15 protein-coding genes are annotated in these 15,217 nt (G+C 60.9%); 9 read left to right on the plus strand and 6 right to left on the minus strand.

Going from position 1 to position 15,217, the window contains the following annotated elements:
* Window positions 1-8 precede the first annotated feature (8 nt).
* The 4 genes from AAIS01_RS11740 to AAIS01_RS11755 all read left to right on the plus strand — a co-directional run bounded on the left by AAIS01_RS11740 (window position 9) and on the right by AAIS01_RS11755 (window position 3,818).
* Window positions 9-1,139, plus strand: a complete 1,131-nt coding sequence (locus tag AAIS01_RS11740; protein WP_343469247.1) for a uroporphyrinogen-III C-methyltransferase — start codon at window positions 9-11, stop codon at window positions 1,137-1,139.
* Window positions 1,136-2,383, plus strand: a complete 1,248-nt coding sequence (locus AAIS01_RS11745) for a heme biosynthesis protein HemY (protein ID WP_343469087.1) — start codon at window positions 1,136-1,138, stop codon at window positions 2,381-2,383. Before AAIS01_RS11740 ends, AAIS01_RS11745 begins: the two co-directional genes overlap by 4 nt.
* 256 nt (window positions 2,384-2,639) lie before the next feature.
* Window positions 2,640-3,182, plus strand: a complete 543-nt coding sequence (locus AAIS01_RS11750) for a disulfide bond formation protein B (RefSeq protein WP_343469088.1) — start codon at window positions 2,640-2,642, stop codon at window positions 3,180-3,182.
* Window positions 3,183-3,359: 177 nt separating this feature from the next.
* Window positions 3,360-3,818 carry an Rsd/AlgQ family anti-sigma factor gene (locus AAIS01_RS11755; RefSeq protein WP_047226119.1) on the plus strand — a complete coding sequence of 153 codons (459 nt, stop codon included), beginning with the start codon at window positions 3,360-3,362 and terminating at the stop codon, window positions 3,816-3,818.
* 60 nt (window positions 3,819-3,878) lie between these two features.
* On the opposite strand, the gene AAIS01_RS11760 is transcribed toward AAIS01_RS11755, so the two are convergent.
* Window positions 3,879-4,544: an FKBP-type peptidyl-prolyl cis-trans isomerase gene (locus tag AAIS01_RS11760; protein ID WP_343469089.1), complete on the minus strand. Its 666-nt coding sequence runs from the start codon at window positions 4,542-4,544 to the stop codon at window positions 3,879-3,881.
* Window positions 4,545-4,737: 193 nt separating this feature from the next.
* Between AAIS01_RS11760 and AAIS01_RS11765 the strand changes: the two genes are divergently transcribed.
* Window positions 4,738-5,850 carry an AlgP family protein gene (locus AAIS01_RS11765; protein WP_343469090.1) on the plus strand — a complete coding sequence of 371 codons (1,113 nt, stop codon included), beginning with the start codon at window positions 4,738-4,740 and terminating at the stop codon, window positions 5,848-5,850.
* On the opposite strand, the gene AAIS01_RS11770 is transcribed toward AAIS01_RS11765, so the two are convergent.
* Entirely contained in the window at window positions 5,847-6,311 is a 465-nt protein-coding gene (locus AAIS01_RS11770) for a TIGR02444 family protein (protein WP_343469091.1), read from the minus strand. The genes AAIS01_RS11765 and AAIS01_RS11770 overlap by 4 nt on opposite strands.
* A gap of 50 nt (window positions 6,312-6,361) precedes the next feature.
* Between AAIS01_RS11770 and AAIS01_RS11775 the strand changes: the two genes are divergently transcribed.
* The 3 genes from AAIS01_RS11775 to rhtB all read left to right on the plus strand — a co-directional run bounded on the left by AAIS01_RS11775 (window position 6,362) and on the right by rhtB (window position 9,573).
* Window positions 6,362-8,272 carry an ATP-binding cassette domain-containing protein gene (locus AAIS01_RS11775; protein ID WP_343469092.1) on the plus strand — a complete coding sequence of 637 codons (1,911 nt, stop codon included), beginning with the start codon at window positions 6,362-6,364 and terminating at the stop codon, window positions 8,270-8,272.
* Entirely contained in the window at window positions 8,272-8,853 is a 582-nt protein-coding gene (locus AAIS01_RS11780; RefSeq protein WP_047226114.1) for a mechanosensitive ion channel family protein, read from the plus strand. Before AAIS01_RS11775 ends, AAIS01_RS11780 begins: the two co-directional genes overlap by 1 nt.
* Window positions 8,854-8,940: 87 nt before the next feature.
* Window positions 8,941-9,573, plus strand: a complete 633-nt coding sequence (gene rhtB / locus AAIS01_RS11785) for a homoserine/homoserine lactone efflux protein (protein ID WP_343469094.1) — start codon at window positions 8,941-8,943, stop codon at window positions 9,571-9,573.
* Between the two features lie 58 nt (window positions 9,574-9,631).
* On the opposite strand, the gene AAIS01_RS11790 is transcribed toward rhtB, so the two are convergent.
* The 4 genes from AAIS01_RS11790 to AAIS01_RS11805 all read right to left on the minus strand — a co-directional run bounded on the left by AAIS01_RS11790 (window position 9,632) and on the right by AAIS01_RS11805 (window position 12,951).
* Window positions 9,632-10,375 carry a penicillin-binding protein activator LpoB gene (locus AAIS01_RS11790; RefSeq protein ID WP_343469095.1) on the minus strand — a complete coding sequence of 248 codons (744 nt, stop codon included), beginning with the start codon at window positions 10,373-10,375 and terminating at the stop codon, window positions 9,632-9,634.
* Window positions 10,376-10,378: 3 nt separating this feature from the next.
* The gene (gene lpoB / locus AAIS01_RS11795; RefSeq protein WP_343469096.1) at window positions 10,379-10,966 is read right to left on the minus strand and encodes a penicillin-binding protein activator LpoB; all 588 of its coding nucleotides are present in this window, start codon (window positions 10,964-10,966) and stop codon (window positions 10,379-10,381) included.
* 197 nt (window positions 10,967-11,163) lie between these two features.
* Window positions 11,164-11,535 (minus strand): YcfL family putative periplasmic lipoprotein, encoded by a 372-nt coding sequence (locus AAIS01_RS11800; protein ID WP_343469097.1) that lies wholly within the window; start codon window positions 11,533-11,535, stop codon window positions 11,164-11,166.
* Between the two features lie 18 nt (window positions 11,536-11,553).
* Window positions 11,554-12,951, minus strand: a complete 1,398-nt coding sequence (locus tag AAIS01_RS11805; protein WP_343469098.1) for a COG3014 family protein — start codon at window positions 12,949-12,951, stop codon at window positions 11,554-11,556.
* A gap of 312 nt (window positions 12,952-13,263) precedes the next feature.
* Here AAIS01_RS11805 and AAIS01_RS11810 point away from each other — a divergent pair, with 312 nt between their 5' ends.
* Window positions 13,264-15,162, plus strand: coding sequence for an FTR1 family protein (locus AAIS01_RS11810; protein WP_343469099.1), 1,899 nt, complete (start codon window positions 13,264-13,266; stop codon window positions 15,160-15,162).
* Window positions 15,163-15,217: the final 55 nt, after the last annotated feature.

Genomic DNA, 15,217 nt, shown 5'->3' on the forward strand with positions numbered 1-15,217 from the left:
ATGGATACGTGAGCGAAACAGCCTTGCCAAAAGATCAAGACCAACCAGCGATTGATACGCCGGTTGAAACCCCGGCTCCGAAGGCGCCGCGTCGCGGCAACGGGCTGGCCATTGTCGCGTTGTTGTTGGGCGCCGCTGGCGTGGCGGTGGGGGGTTGGGGCGTGTGGCAGGTGCGTCACCTGCAGGCCAATAATCAGCAGCAGTCCACCCAGGTTCAGGCGCTCAATGATCAGGCCCAGGCCCTCAAGCTCAATGAGCAACGCCTCAGTGAGCGTCTGGCTCAATTGCCTGCGGCGCAAGAGCTGGAAGAGCGTCGGCGTCAGGTTGCCCAGTTGCAAGGCGATCAGCAGCGGCTGAACCAGCGCCTGGAAACCGTGCTTGGCGCCAGCCGTAAGGACTGGCGCCTGGCCGAAGCCGAGCATCTATTGCGCCTGGCCAGCCTGCGCCTTTCCGCCCTGCAGGACATCAGCAGTGCCCAGGCGCTGGTCCAGGGTGCTGACGAAATCCTGCGTGAGCAAAACGACCCCGGCTCGTTCGCCGCTCGCGAACAGTTGGCCAAGACCCTTGCGGCGTTGCGCAGTACCGAACAGCCGGATCGTACCGGGCTGTTCCTGCAGTTGGGGGCCTTGCGTGACCAGGTGCTGCAACTCACCGAGCTGGCGCCCGAATACAAGGACCGTGGCGAGTCGTTGCTGGGCTTGACTGCCGATGGCGACGGCGCCAGTCGCTGGGCACAGTGGTGGGAGCAGATATCGCGCTATATCCGTATCGATTTCAACGCGGATGAGAATGTCCGTCCGCTCTTGGCCGGGCAGAGTCTGGTGCAGGTGCGCCTGGCCTTGAGCCTGGCCCTGGAGCAAGCGCAATGGGCCGCTCTCAATGGCCAGGCCCCGGTGTACACCCAGGCACTGGCTCAAGCGCAGGACGTGCTCAAGAACAACTTCAACCAGGACAATCCGCAAAGCAAAGTCATGCTCGAGCGCGTGGCCGAGCTGGCTGAACAGCCGGTGACGGTCGTCACGCCGGACCTGACCGGGACCCTGAGCAGCGTTCAGGCCTATCTGGAACGCCGCAACCTGAACGCCGAAGAGTCGGTCAAGCCGCTGGCCAAACCTGATGAGCAGGAGGCCACGCCATGAAACGCCTCTACGTGATTATGTTCGTGGTCATCGCTGTTGCTGCCGTGCTGGGCGTGGCGATCGCCGAACATTCGGGTTACGTACTGGTGGCCTATAAAAACTTCCGATACGAGGCCGGCCTTTGGGTCACCCTGGCGCTGGTGGCGGTGCTCTGGCTGGTGTGGTGGGGCGTGAGCGCCTTGATCGGGCTGGTGACCACCTCCACGGGTGTGGTCAACCCATGGTCGCGACGCAACCGCAGTCGGCGGGTGCAGGTGGCAATCGAGCACGGTCAACTGGACCTGGCCGAAGGTCGCTGGGCCAGTGCCCAACGGCACCTCCATCGTGCCGCCGAAGCCGAGCGCCAACCATTGCTGTATTACCTTGGCGCTGCCCGTGCGGCCAATGAGCAAGGTCTTTACGAGCAGAGCGACAGCCTGTTGGAGCGTGCCCTCGAACGCCAGCCCCAGGCCGAGCTGGCGATTGCCCTGACGCACGCACAATTGCAGATGGACCGCGGCGACACTGACGGTGCGTTGAGTACGCTGCAAGCCATGCATGATCGCCATCCGCATAACGCCCAGACCCTGCGTCAATTGCAACGTCTGCATCAGCAGCGCGGGGATTGGTCGGCGGTGGTCCGGTTGCTGCCGGAACTGCGCAAGGACAAAGTCCTGCCGCCGGCTGAGTTGGCTGAACTGGAGCGTCGGGCCTGGGGCGAAAACCTCACCCTGGCGGCCCACCGTGACGAAGACGGCAGTGTCGGCTTGCAATCGCTTAACCGTGCCTGGCAACAACTGTCGTCCGCACAACGCCAGGAATCGGCGCTGGTGCTGGCCTACGCCGAGCAACTGCGGCAGCTCGGGGCGCAGGCCGAGGCTGAAGAGGTCCTGCGGGCGGCGCTCAAGCGTCACTATGACAGTCACCTGGCGCGCTTGTACGGGTTGGTCCGTGGCAATGATCCAGGCCGCCAACTGCAAGCGGCGGAAGGCTGGCTCAAGGATCATCCGACCGACCCTGGGTTGCTGCTGACGCTGGGGCGGCTGTGCCTGCAAAACAGTTTGTGGGGCAAGGCACGTGATTACCTGGAAAGCAGTTTGCGCATCCAGCGCAATCCCGAGGCCTGCGCCGAACTGGCGCGATTGCTGGCGCAATTGGGGGATGCCGAGCGCAGTAACCAACTCTTCCAGGAAGGGTTGGGATTGCTGGATGAGCGCTTGCTGGCGGCACCGCTGCCGGTCCCGGCTCAGGTCCTGGCCACTTGAGAGGGGCTTGAGTTGTTCTTGAGGTCGGTATGAATCATTGTGGCGAGGGAGCAAGTGCCCTCACCACATGTTTATTGAAGTCCTAGGGGCTTTGGCAAATGCCTTCGGTAAAGTCCTACAGTAAACTGCACTTAATCTTCTCTTGCTTGTCGGGAATTCCCTACACCCCTGGTGAAGTGTCTGCACGGGCCCGCCTTGAAAGGCCAGAGGGCTTTCCTCTACCGTAACTGCCTGTCTCTTCTGTTACGGAACTGCCATGTCCTTGGCTTGCTCACGCTTCTTGTTTTTCATGGCTTTCATCGCCGCCGCCCTGGTTTTGGGTATCGCCTGTTATCTTGAATATGCGGTAGGTCTGACGCCCTGCAGCCTTTGTGTTTTGCAACGGTTGTGCCTGACACTGTTTTTGATGAACTGCCTGGCCGCCTGTCTGCATGGTCCTGGTCAGAAGGGCAGCATCTTCTACGGGGTGCTGGGGCTGGTTTTCGCGTCGGCTGGTTTGACGCTGGCATGGCGTCAGGTCCTGGTGCAAAGCGATGCGCTCGAGCAGTTGCCCGATTGTATCGCTCACCTGAAGGCGGTGAATTCGTGGTGGGGCGCCGTGCATCGTGTGCTCGACGGGGCGACTGACTGCGCGAGCATCACCTGGACCCTGTTCGATCTGAGTCTTCCCGAATGGAGCCTGTTGTTTTTTCTCGCCGTGTCTTTTGTGATGTCCTATCTGCTGTTGCGCCTTGTCTGGAAGGCTCTGATACGACCGCTCAGCGGCACAACGTCGCAACTGGCCCGGGCCATGGATTAAACACTTGTATGAACTTTATCTCCTGCGTACCTTGAAGCAGTTGTCGTGCGGGCATAATCTGGCCCGCACGTGTTATCGGAATTATGCCGCTCGATCATGTTGTGTCTGGCCTGTCCCTGATCATTTCAGGCGCTGCGCAGGCTGCGAGGGGCATGACTCACAAGGGAAGAAATCACCATGCTCGAAAGTTGTCAGAATGCTCAGGAACGCTGGGGTGGGGTGCATCTGCTGATCGACCGCTGGTTGCAGGAGCGTCACGAACTGGTTCGGGCCTATGATGCTCTCGGCGACAGGCCTGAAGCGCTCAGTGAAAGCCGCAAGCCGTTGCAGGAGTTCTGCGGTGTGCTGGTCGATTACGTGTCTGCCGGGCATTTCGAGATCTACGAACAACTGACGAGCGAGGCCAAGGCCTTCAACGACAAGCGTGGTCTGGAGCTCGCCGAGCAAATCTACCCGCGCATCGACGTCATCACCGAAAAACTGCTGGCCTTCAATGATCTGTGTGATGAAGGCAAATGCGTCGCGGAAAAATTCAAGGAACTGGGTGGCTTGCTGCACGAGCGTTTCGAACTGGAAGACTGCCTGATCGAAGTGCTGCACAACTCCCACAAGGAAGAGGCTCCAGCCCAGGCTTGAGGATTTTGCGGTGTTAAAAGAACGGTGCGCATTGCGCACCGTTTTTCGTTGGGGGTCGCGTCAGGTCGTTGCGCCCAGCAACTCGATTTCAAACACCAGCGGTGTGAACGGGGGGATGACATCCCCGGCTCCTTCGGCACCGTAGGCCAGGGTCGAAGGAATCACCAGCCGCCACTTTGCGCCCACCGGCATTTGCGGCAACGCACTGCGCCAGCCGTCAATTACGCTGTCGAGACTGAACCATTGGGCCTGGCCGTTGGAATCAAATACGGTGCCGTCCGGCAATCGACCGACATACAACACCTGGACCTTGCCGTGAGGACCTGCCTTGGCGCCATGGCCGGGTTTGAGTTCGGTCAGCAGAATTCCATCTGCCAGCTGTTGCGCGCCGGGCCGGGCTTTTTCCTCATCAAGAAATTTCTGCTCGTTTTTCAGGGCCGCTTCGATCTGCGGCGTCGCTGGTGACGACGTCAGCTGTGCCTGATGGTCGGCCAGTATCTGTTCGATGCGCTCATCCTTCAGGGCCAGCGGTTTGCCCAGGTAGGCCTGTTGCAGGCCCTCGACCAACGCCTGGATCTGCAGGTCGGGCACATCCTGGCGCAGACGTTCACCCAGGCTTGCCCCCAGGCTGTAGGCCAGGTCATGAGCGTCGTTTGCGCTGGTTTTTTCTGCGGCCTGAGCCATGGAGCAAACCATGCACAGGAATAAAAACAAGTGACGCGACATGCAGTGCTCTCCGGCCTCGAATCGAGGGGATTATGCCAGTGCCGATATCGGCCAGGGTGGTTTGCCCCGGCCGCGGCGTAGAAGTTTTTTTGTCCCTTGCAACGCAACGTCTTGTGTACTGTCAACATGCCCTAGCGGCGGTTGCAGCAGAGGTCTAGTATGAGCCGCACTCACGTCAGTCAGGAGGTAAACCATGTCGGCCACCAAGAAGCCAGTAAACACTCCGTTGCACTTGCTCCAACAACTTTCGGGCAGCCTGCTCGAGCATCTGGAAAACGCCTGCTCCCAAGCCCTGGCTGATGCTGAAAAACTGCTCGCCAAACTGGAAAAACAACGCGGCAAAGCGCAGGAAAAACTGCACAAGTCGCGCACCAAACTGCAAGACGCGGCCACCGCTGGCAAGGCCAAGGCACAAGCCAAGGCCAAAGACGCTGTGAAAGAACTCGAAGACCTGCTCGATGCCTTGAAGGATCGTCAGTCCGAAACCCGCGCCTATATTCTGCAACTCAAGCGTGATGCCCAGGAAAGCCTGAAACTGGCCCAAGGCGTCGGTCGTGTGCAAGAAGCCGTGGGTAAGGCACTGAGCCTTCGTGCTGCCAAGCCTGCCGCTGTATCGGCCAAAAAGCCGGCCGCTAAACCTGTCGCGACAAAAACACCGGCCAAAGTAGCTGCCAAGCCTGCCGCAAAAGCGCCGGCCAAAGCGGCGAGCAAACCAGCCGCCAAACCCGCTGCGAAAAAACCGGTTGCGGCCAGCGCTGCAAAACCCGCTGCGAAAAAAACCGCCGTCAAAGCTGTCGCCAAGCCGGCAGCCAAAGTGGCGGCCAAGCCAGCGGCTAAACCTGTTGCCAAGAGCGTCGCCAAGCCAGCCGCTAAAACAGCCGCCGCCAAACCCGCCGCGACAAAAACCGCTGCGGCTAAACCGGCTGCCAAGCCAGCTGCTACAAAAACGGCGGCTGCCAAGCCCGCCGCTGCCAAAGCGCCCGCTAAAGTTGCAGCTAAACCGGCTGCCAAGCCAGCCGCTGTCAAAGCGCCCGCCAAAGCTGCGGCTAAACCGGCTGCCAAACCGGCTGCTGCCAAACCCGCCGCCAAGCCTGCCGCCGCCAAGCCTGTGGCCAAGCCCGCTGCGAAACCCGCCGTGAAAAAGCCTGCTGCCGCCAAACCTTCGACTGCTCCGGCGGCCAAGCCTGCGACATCGACTCCGGCTCCTGCAGCGACCCCTGCGCCAACCGCCAGCACTGCGGCCCCGGCGCTGAACCCGGCCGCCACCCCGGCACCGAGCAGCAACACCCCAACCCGCGCTTCCTAAGTGCCGGACGCCGCGACGCGTAGCTGATGCAGCGCGTCGCGGTTCCCTTGGTCGCCGCTCGCCGCTAACCCTTGCAACCACTGCGCTGTATCTGTGGGTTGTGCCTCAGGCCAGTCCTGGGTCGCAGTCTCCAGTCGTTCCAGTAATTGTCGCTCGGCTTCCAGCTCCAGTCGTTTGACCTGCTCGCGCAGGCTATCGAGTGCCGGGTCTTGAAGGGCGCGGGCTTTCCATTGGGTACGAAGGGTGCGCAATGGCTGCACGACTTCGGTGTCCCAGGGGCCAAGCAATTGCTGAAGCTGTTGCAGTCTTTGTTCAGTAAAGGCTACCCCGCGCTGTTCCAGCCACAGCCCGCAAAGCAGCAGGCAAACATTGCCGCCGGCGTTCTGTAGCGTCAGACAGGCTTGCTCCACGCCAGGCTTGGCGTAGAGGTCGAGGGAAAAGCTCCATAGATCAGAGGACATCGTGCTACTCGCGCCAGTTGCGAGCGAAGCTGGTAGACTCCGCCGCCATTATGATTCGACTTCAGAACCTGACTTTACAGCGTGGCCCGCAACGTCTGCTAGAAGACGCCGAGCTGACTCTGCACGCCGGCCACAAAGCTGGCCTCATCGGTGCCAACGGCGCTGGCAAATCGAGCCTGTTCGCCCTGCTTCGAGGTGAACTGCACCCGGACTCGGGTGATTGCCTGCTGCCCGCCGATTGGCGTATCGCCCACATGCGCCAGGAGGTCGACACCCTTGAGCGCCTGGCGGTGGACTATGTGCTGGACGGCGACCTGCGCCTTCGTCAGGTCCAGCGCGACCTGGCGGCGGCCGAGGCGGCCCACGACGGCGCCGCCCAGGCCCGTCTGCACTCGGAACTCGACAGCGCCGACGGCTACACCGCCGATGCCCGCGCACGCAAACTGCTGGCAGGCCTAGGCTTTACCAATGAGCAGATGGACCGTGAGGTCGGGGCCTTCTCCGGTGGCTGGCGGATGCGCTTGAACCTGGCCCAGGCGCTGATGTGCCCCTCGGACCTGCTGCTGCTCGATGAGCCCACCAACCACCTGGACCTCGACGCCATCATCTGGCTCGAAGACTGGCTCAAGAGCTATCCCGGCACACTGCTGCTGATTTCCCATGACCGCGATTTCCTCGACGCGGTGGTGGATCATGTCGCCCATGTCGATCAGCGCAAGCTCACCTTGTACCGCGGTGGCTACAGTGCCTTCGAGCGGGCCCGTGCCGAACGCCTGGCCCAGCAACAGCAGGCCTACGAGAAGCAGCAGGCGCAGCGTGCGCACATGGAAAGTTACATCGCCCGCTTCAAGGCCCAGGCCACCAAGGCCCGTCAGGCCCAGAGCCGGATCAAGGCACTGGAGCGGATGGAAGAACTCTCGGCGGCTCACGTCGATTCACCGTTCGATTTTGTCTTCCGCGAATCGACCAAGATTTCCAGCCCGTTGATCGACCTGTCCGATGCGCGCCTGGGTTATGGCGACAAAACCGTGCTGGAAAAGGTCAAGCTGCAACTGACCCCTGGCGCGCGCATTGGCCTGTTGGGCCCGAACGGTGCCGGTAAGTCGACCCTGATCAAAAACCTCTCCGGCGAGCTCGAACCCCTGGCCGGGCGGCTGACCCGGGGCGAGAACACCGTGGTGGGTTACTTCGCCCAACATCAGCTCGATTCTCTCGACGCCAAGGCTAGCCCGCTGCTGCATTTGCAGCGTCTGGCACCGAACGAACGCGAGCAAACCCTGCGTGATTTCCTCGGTGGTTTCGACTTTCGTGGTGCGCGCATCGACGAGCCGGTGTTGAATTTCTCCGGTGGCGAAAAGGCCCGCCTGGCGCTCGCCCTGATCGCCTGGGGCCGGCCGAACCTGTTGCTGCTCGACGAACCGACCAACCACCTCGATCTGGAAATGCGCCTGGCCCTTACCATGGCCTTGCAGGAATTCAGCGGCGCGGTGCTGGTGGTGTCCCACGACCGGCATTTGCTCAAGAGCACCACGGACAATTTTTTCCTGGTGGCCGACGGCAAGGTCGAAGAGTTCGACGGTGACCTGGAAGACTATGCCCGTTGGCTGGTGGAGTACCGTCAGCGCAACGCCCCGGTCAGCACCACGCCGGTGAACCCGGACAAGACCGACAAGAAAGCCCAGCGCCAGGCCGCCGCCGCATTGCGTCAGCAGTTGGCGCCCCACAAGCGCGAGGCCGACAAGCTCGAAGTCGAACTGGGCAAGCTGCATGAAAAACTGCAGAAGATCGAAACCAGCCTCGGCGACAGCGGTCTCTACGAAGCGGCGCGCAAGGATGAGTTGCGTGATCTGCTGGCCGAACAGGCCAGGCTGAAGGTTCGGGAAGCGGAGCTTGAGGAGGCGTGGATGCAAGCCCTGGAACTGCTGGAAAACCTGCAAGCGGAGCTGGAGGCGCTGTCCTGATGGAAGCCTTGGCTTTGCCTATACCCGTCATGTGGGTCGAGCCGATCTGGCTCGGTGTGCAAATACTGCTGATCCTGCTGGCCGGTTATATTGCGCAACGTTGCGTGGCGCGGGCCCTCACGGGCCTTGCCGAGCGCTACCCATTACCGTCCCAGTTGGTGATCATCCTGCGGGGTGTGCTGCGCTGGCTGATCATGGGCAGTGCGGTGCTGGTGGTGCTGGAACGCCTGGGTGTCTCGGCCACAGTGCTGTGGACGGCGCTGTCGGGTTTCGTCGCGGTGGCGGCGGTGGCGTTCTTTGCCATCTGGAGCGTGCTGTCGAATCTGTTGTGCGCCATCCTGATCTACACCGTCGGGCCATTTCGTCTGGGCGATGTGGTTGAACTGGTGGAGTCCACCGACAAGCCCGGCATCAAGGGGCGGGTGGTGGCCATCAACCTGCTTTACACCACCTTGATCGAACCCGAGGAGCTCGGTACGGGCAGTTCCATGGTGCAAGTGCCCAACAGTCTGTTCTTCCAGCGTTCAGTTCGACGCTGGCGCGGCAACGAGGCGTTTCCAGTCGGTGGCTTCGTCGAGTAAGCGGATCGCGATCATTAAATATCTGTGGTCAACTGTCCGGCGGCGCATTAGCTTAGTGACTTCAACGAATCTGAGCCGAGGTGTGCAATGCTGCTGGAAACATGGCTGGCGTTTTTCGCCGCTTGCTGGGTGATCAGTCTTTCGCCGGGCGCCGGTGCCATCGCATCGATGTCCAGTGGTCTGCAATACGGTTTCTGGCGCGGCTACTGGAATGCCCTGGGCCTGCAATTGGGCCTGGCGTTGCAAATCGTGATTGTCGCCGCCGGTGTCGGTGCGATCCTCACCGCCTCGGCGACCGCGTTTTATGCGATCAAATGGTTTGGTGTGGCCTATCTGGTTTACTTGGGCGTCAAGCAATGGCGAGCCATCCCGGGTGATATCAGTGACGATGCGGCCGTGCGGCCGATCGGCAAGCCCTTGGCGCTGGTGTTTCGCGGCTTTCTGGTCAACATCAGCAACCCCAAGGCATTGGTGTTCATGCTTGCGGTGTTGCCACAATTCATCGACCCCCATGCCCCGTTGATCAAGCAATACCTGATCCTGGGCGTGACCATGGTTTGCGTCGACCTCATCGTCATGGCCGGGTACACCGGGCTGGCATCCAAAGTCCTGCGTCTGCTGCGCACTCCGAAACAGCAGCGTCGAATGAACCGCACCTTTGCCGGGTTGTTCATTGGTGCGGCAGGGCTGCTGGCGACGATTCGCAAAGCCTCGGTGTAACCCGACGGTTCTGATGTGGCGGGGAAATTCCCTCGCCACACAATAATCGCTGAACCGCTTAGCGCAAAATGACCGGCGCGGTATCCCGTGGCAGGTTATTGCGCGGCGCCGGCTCGCCGGCTTGTTCGTAATTCGGCCCACCGAGTTGTTCGCTCAGTTGCCGTGCCACGTCCTCACCCAGAGCCTTGGACACCTCGCGCACGACCCGCGGGCGGTTGAGGTTGATGCGCACGTCCCGGTGATTCAACAGCTTGGTGTCCTGGCCTTCACCCATGGCGGTAAAGGCCGAGGTGATTTCGTAGGTCTTGGTGTTGATCAGGCTGAAGTCCGCCACCAGGGTCAAGGCGAGCACCGCCGAGTAGCTGTTGGTATTGGCCAGTTCATTGATGTCGCGGGTGAAGTCGATGTCCGATACGGTGCCGAACAGCACGTAATCGGCGCCCTTGAAGTGCCCGGCCTTGATTCGCTTGATCACGTCATAGACGTCGCCCGTGGACGAAGCGGTGTGGGGCGTGCCTTGCACGAGCTGGAACATCCCGCTGCGCAGGATTTCGCCCTTGATGTCGCCGGTGAATTTGCGCAGTTCGCCCTGCTCGATATAGCTGGTGGTGGCTTCCATCTCGTCGTAGCTCGACGAAGCGCTGGCGCTATAAGGATTCGCCTGGAAGTTACTCTGGGCCGAAACGGTGTGGATGTATTCCTCCACCCGTTGCTGGTACGCGAGGTCAGTGACCGCGACTTTCGGGGCCGCCTGCGCGCTGAACGCGCAGGCCAGGGCCATGATGCCGATCCATGTGCGCATGGCTTAGCGCTCCGTGGTCTTGCGGATTTCTTTCTCGTCCATCCATTCGGCCAGACCGCTTTCGACGTCGATCAATTGCAGGCTGAATTTGTAGAAGACGTCCTTGTAGTCGCTGCTGCGCTTGACGATCGAACTGATGGAACCCTCGAGGCGGTATTTGGCCGCGATCATGTTGCCGGTCTTGGCCACGGTGCTTTTCTTGTACAGGCCGCTCTGGTTTTGCAGCTTGAGCTGGTCAACCTGGCTGTCCATTGCGTTGTTGTCACTGGCGAAACGTGCCGCACCGGTCTTCATCAACTGAGTCTTGATGCTGGTGGTGATCTCGCGGGTATCGATGTACTCGCTGGTCTTGTTCTTCACGTCATAGACCTGAACCACCGGGCGGCCCTGCAAAATGCCGGACTGGGCCAGGGAGCGGGTCATGGATTCGGCGATCATTTGCAGGTCGGTGGAACCGAATTCGTTGGTTACGGTTTCCACGGCCTTGGTGTCGCCGTAGCTGATGTTCTTGCTGCCCAGGACTGGAGCGTTGTTGGCGCAGCCGCTGACCAGTAGGGCGGCCAGGGCGAGGGAAGAGATGCGTAGGAACATGTGGGGACTCTCAAATTGCTGCATAAAGGGTTTGTGTGGCGAGGGGATTTATCCCCTTTGGGCTGCGCACTGTAGGAGCTGCCGAAGGCTGCGATCTTTTGATTTTTCGCTTGCGACTCAATTGTCTAGGACAAGATCGCAGCCTCGTTGCACTCGTCAGCTCCTACATCAGCGCCTATGGCCCAGCGGTGCGTGGCTCAAGGCGTATTGATTTCCAACCGGAAATCCACAGCCTTGGGTGTCGGTGCAATGGCCGGCAGGAAACTGGTTTGTTCGCCGTACAGCGTCAGGCTTTTCCAGGTTTCTGGCTCGGCGATCGGAAAGCCTTCCGGCCCCAGCCAGGCAAAGCGGTAGTACATCGTCTTGTTGTTGAAGCTGGTGTTGCTCAACTGCACATTGACGGTCAGGTAGCCGTTTTCCCGGGCTACGCGCATGGCGCCGACCACGATGTTTTTCTGTTTGCCCATGGCCACGACTTTGCTGGCGGCGCTGCCCGGCTCCGGCGGCGGTGGGGTGGCGCAACCGGCCAGCAAGGCCAGGACACCGACGGCGATCAGTTTTAAACGCATTTGAACAAGACTCCGTTCTTAAGGTTGCTTGATGCTGGCGACGGCGGTCGGGTGGGTGCTCGGGATCACTTGGGCGGCCAGGCCACCGGCGAAGACCTGATTGCCCACCGCCCGCAGGCTGATGACCTGGTAGCGCTGATCGACGGTGACCTTGACCACCGAGCCGCCTAATGCACTCGGCAAGGTGACCTGGTGCTCACCTTTTTTCAGGCGCAGGCGCACCACTTGGGTGTAGTCCGGCAGGGTGCGCCAGGTCCGGGTGTCCGCGCCTTCGAGCACGGCCGAGGTCAGGCCCACCGCGAGGCCGGCCAGGGGATTGGTTTCGTTGATCTGTTTTTGCGCCACGCCACGGGTGATCGCACGCACGGTCGTGCGCAGGATGATGCCGGGCATGTCGTCACGCAGGGCGCGGCGGGACATGGCTGTGGTGCTGTTGAGCTGGGTCAGGTCCAGTTGACGACCGTCGATACCGATTTGGGTGAACGTGGCGGTGGAGGTGTCAGGCTTGATCAGGGGAAAGGAAAGTGGCGTGATCACCACATTGCCGCTGATGGGCAAGGGCAGGGGAATGCGGATCGAGTCCCGGGACGGCGCCAGACCGCTCTGCACCACAATCAGGATGTCGCTTTCATCCTTCTTGTCGGCAGGCTTGTCGAGATTGATCAGTGCCTGCTCCAGCAGCGGTGTGTTCGGACGCAGTTCGGCGGCTTTGCGATAGCCCGGCGCGGCCAGGTCTTTTTCGCCCAAGGCTTCATAGACGAACCCGGCCAGATAATGGCTGAACGCACTTTGATAGCTGTTTTTCAGGCTGACCACTTCCGGCGCGTCGAGGCTGGCCACCGGGTAGCCCTGCAGGTCTTTGTACTCGGTCTTGACCCCTTGCTTCTCGGCGTCTTCCTCGCGCTTGAGGTACTCCTTGTCCCGCAGGTCGGCAATCACCGCTTCGCGCTCGTGGGTCTTCTTGATCTGCATCCGCGCGCCGTCGAAGTCGTTCACGGCCAGCAGGTTCAGGGCCATCTGGGTGGTCAGCATGACCTTTTCATAGTCGTAGCCTTCGTAGCGCCGAACTTTATCGTTGACCAGAAAGCTGCCGAACTGCGCGAGATACTTGCCTGTGTCGAGTTTGACCGCATCTTCCCACTGGCCCACCTGCTGGTCAGCGCTGGACCAGGCAGCCTGGCTGCCGGGCAGGTCGCCCTTGGCGCGCAACAGCTCGCCTTTTTCAAAGAAATACAGCAGGTCTTTGTCTTGGCTGGTGTTGTTTTTCTCCAGCAGGGTCAACGCCGCGTCGACATTGCCGGAAGCCAGTTGCTGATTGGTCTGGGCCAATTCACTGTCGTAGTTGCGAAACGCAGAGCAGCCAGACAACAAGGTGACCGCGCCGAGGGCGATCGAAAGAGCGGCACGGGATGCCATGAATACTTCTTCCCTGAGGTATCAGCCGGGGGTGCGGGTCGGGCTGGGACGATCCACGGACGAGCGCCAGGCGCTGTCGGTTCCTCATAACTGGAGGAGCTTTTATGCCATCGAACAATAAGAAGGCGGCGCGATTATAAACATGGCCGCTGGCCATGTAATGGCTTTTTAATCTCGCAATGCCTTTTTTGTGGCATCACTTCCTCAGCATGAAAATCCAATGAAATTTGCTTCATAAACACAACAGCCCTTGAGCCCAGGTCATTGGAAGTGAACAATGTGTTACTTCTTATTTCCAATTGAGAGTCATTCATGTCTGCCCCGTACCGTTTTCTGGCCTGGCTTGCACTGCCGTTTTTGGCCCTGTGCAGCGCCAATCTGTTGGCCGAAACCCTTGAAGGCGCCCCTCAGGCGCTGCATTTGCTGGATTACATTGGGGCGGATTATCCGGCGACGGTGCAGGCGGGGCAGGTTGTCGACGAGTCTGAGTACCGTGAGCAACTGGAATTTACCCAGCTCCTGGAAGGGCTGATCGTTGCGCTGCCAGCCAAACCTGAGAAAGCAGAATTGACACAAGGCGTCGGCGCCTTGCGCAGCGCCATCACCGAACATCAGGATGGCGATGAAGTCGCCCGCCTGGCGCGGCAGCTGGGGGCCAGGCTGGCGGTGGCGTATGAGGTCAGTCAGGCGCCGGTCATCACCCCTGACCCGGCCCGCGGAGCGCCACTGTATGCGCAGAATTGCTCGGTGTGCCACGGTGACAGCGGAGCCGGCGACGGTCCCGCCGGTGTCGGTCTGGAGCCAGCGCCCGCCAACCTTCGCGACGGTGCGCGCCTGGATCATCTGAGTCTCTACGCGATCTACAACACACTTGGCATGGGCATTGAGGGCACTGACATGCCGGCCTTCGCCGATCAGCTCGATGACCGTCAGCGCTGGGACCTGGCGACGTACATCGCCAGTTTCAGCGCCGATCCGGCGGCCGCTAAAAGCGCACAGACCTTCAATCTCGCTGATCTGACTCGCCAGACTCCGGCCGAAATCCTCGCGGCGCAGGGCCCTGAAGCGGCTGCCACCTTTCGCGCTCAGCGTGCCCAGCCGCCACAGGTGCAGCGTGGCCCGGCGCAGTTGCTCGACTACACCGCCACCACCCTGGACAAGAGCATCGCGGCGTATCGCGTCGGTGATCACGACCAAGCCTATGACTTGTCGGTAGCGGCTTACCTGGAAGGCTTTGAGCTGGTGGAAAGTTCGCTGGATAACGTCGACGCCAAGGTGCGCAAGGACACTGAAAAAGCGCTGATGGCCTACCGTCAGTCCTTGCAGGATGGTTTGCCGGTCGAGCAGGCCGAGCAGCGTCTGGACGCGGCCAAGGCCAAGCTGACGGAGTCGGCGGGTCTGCTGGGTGGCGACGGTTTGAGCTGGACGCTCAGTTACATCTCGGGCTTGCTGATTCTGTTGCGCGAAGGGCTGGAAGCGATTCTGGTGCTGGCGGCGATCCTGGCGTTCCTGCGTAATACCGGTCAACAGTCAGCGGTTCGCAGCGTCAACGTCGGTTGGGGGCTGGCGTTGCTGGCTGGCCTGGCGACCTGGGGGCTGGCCGCCTATGTGATTGACGTCAGCGGCGCCCAGCGCGAACTGCTCGAAGGTGCAACGGCATTGTTCGCCAGCGTGATGGTGCTGTGGCTGGGAGTGTGGATGCACGACCGGCGTCACGCGGCGGCCTGGCAGGATTACATCAAGAGCAGCCTCGTGGGCGGTGGCGGACGTTTCGGTTTCGCGATCCTGGCGTTTTTCTCGGTCTATCGCGAGCTGTTTGAAGTGATCCTGTTCTACGAAACCCTGTGGCTGCAAGCCGGCCCCGCCGGGCATGATGCCGTGTTGGCGGGCGGCGCCACGGCGTTGGTGCTGTTGGTCGGGTTGGCCTGGGTGATTCTGCGCGGCTCGGCGAAACTGCCCCTGGCGCTGTTTTTCAGCATCAATGCCGGGCTGCTCTGTGCGCTGTCGGTGGTTTTCGCTGGCCATGGCGTGAAGGCGCTGCAAGAGGCCGGGATTTTCGGAACCCGTCCGGTGGCGTTCTTCGATTTCGATTGGCTGGGCATTCATGCCGATGCTTATTCCTTGGCCGCCCAAGGGGTGGCGATCGTGGCTATTGTGGTGTTGTACGGGCGCAGTTGGGTGGCGGAGAAGCGTAGGGTGCAGGTTTCCTGAACAGCATTCGCTGCGCTCATAATCGCGGGCAAGGCTTGCTCCTACAGTCAGTATT

The sequence above is a fragment of the Pseudomonas halotolerans genome (assembly GCF_039581215.1).
GTDB classification, from domain to species: Bacteria; Pseudomonadota; Gammaproteobacteria; order Pseudomonadales; family Pseudomonadaceae; genus Aquipseudomonas; species Aquipseudomonas tehranensis.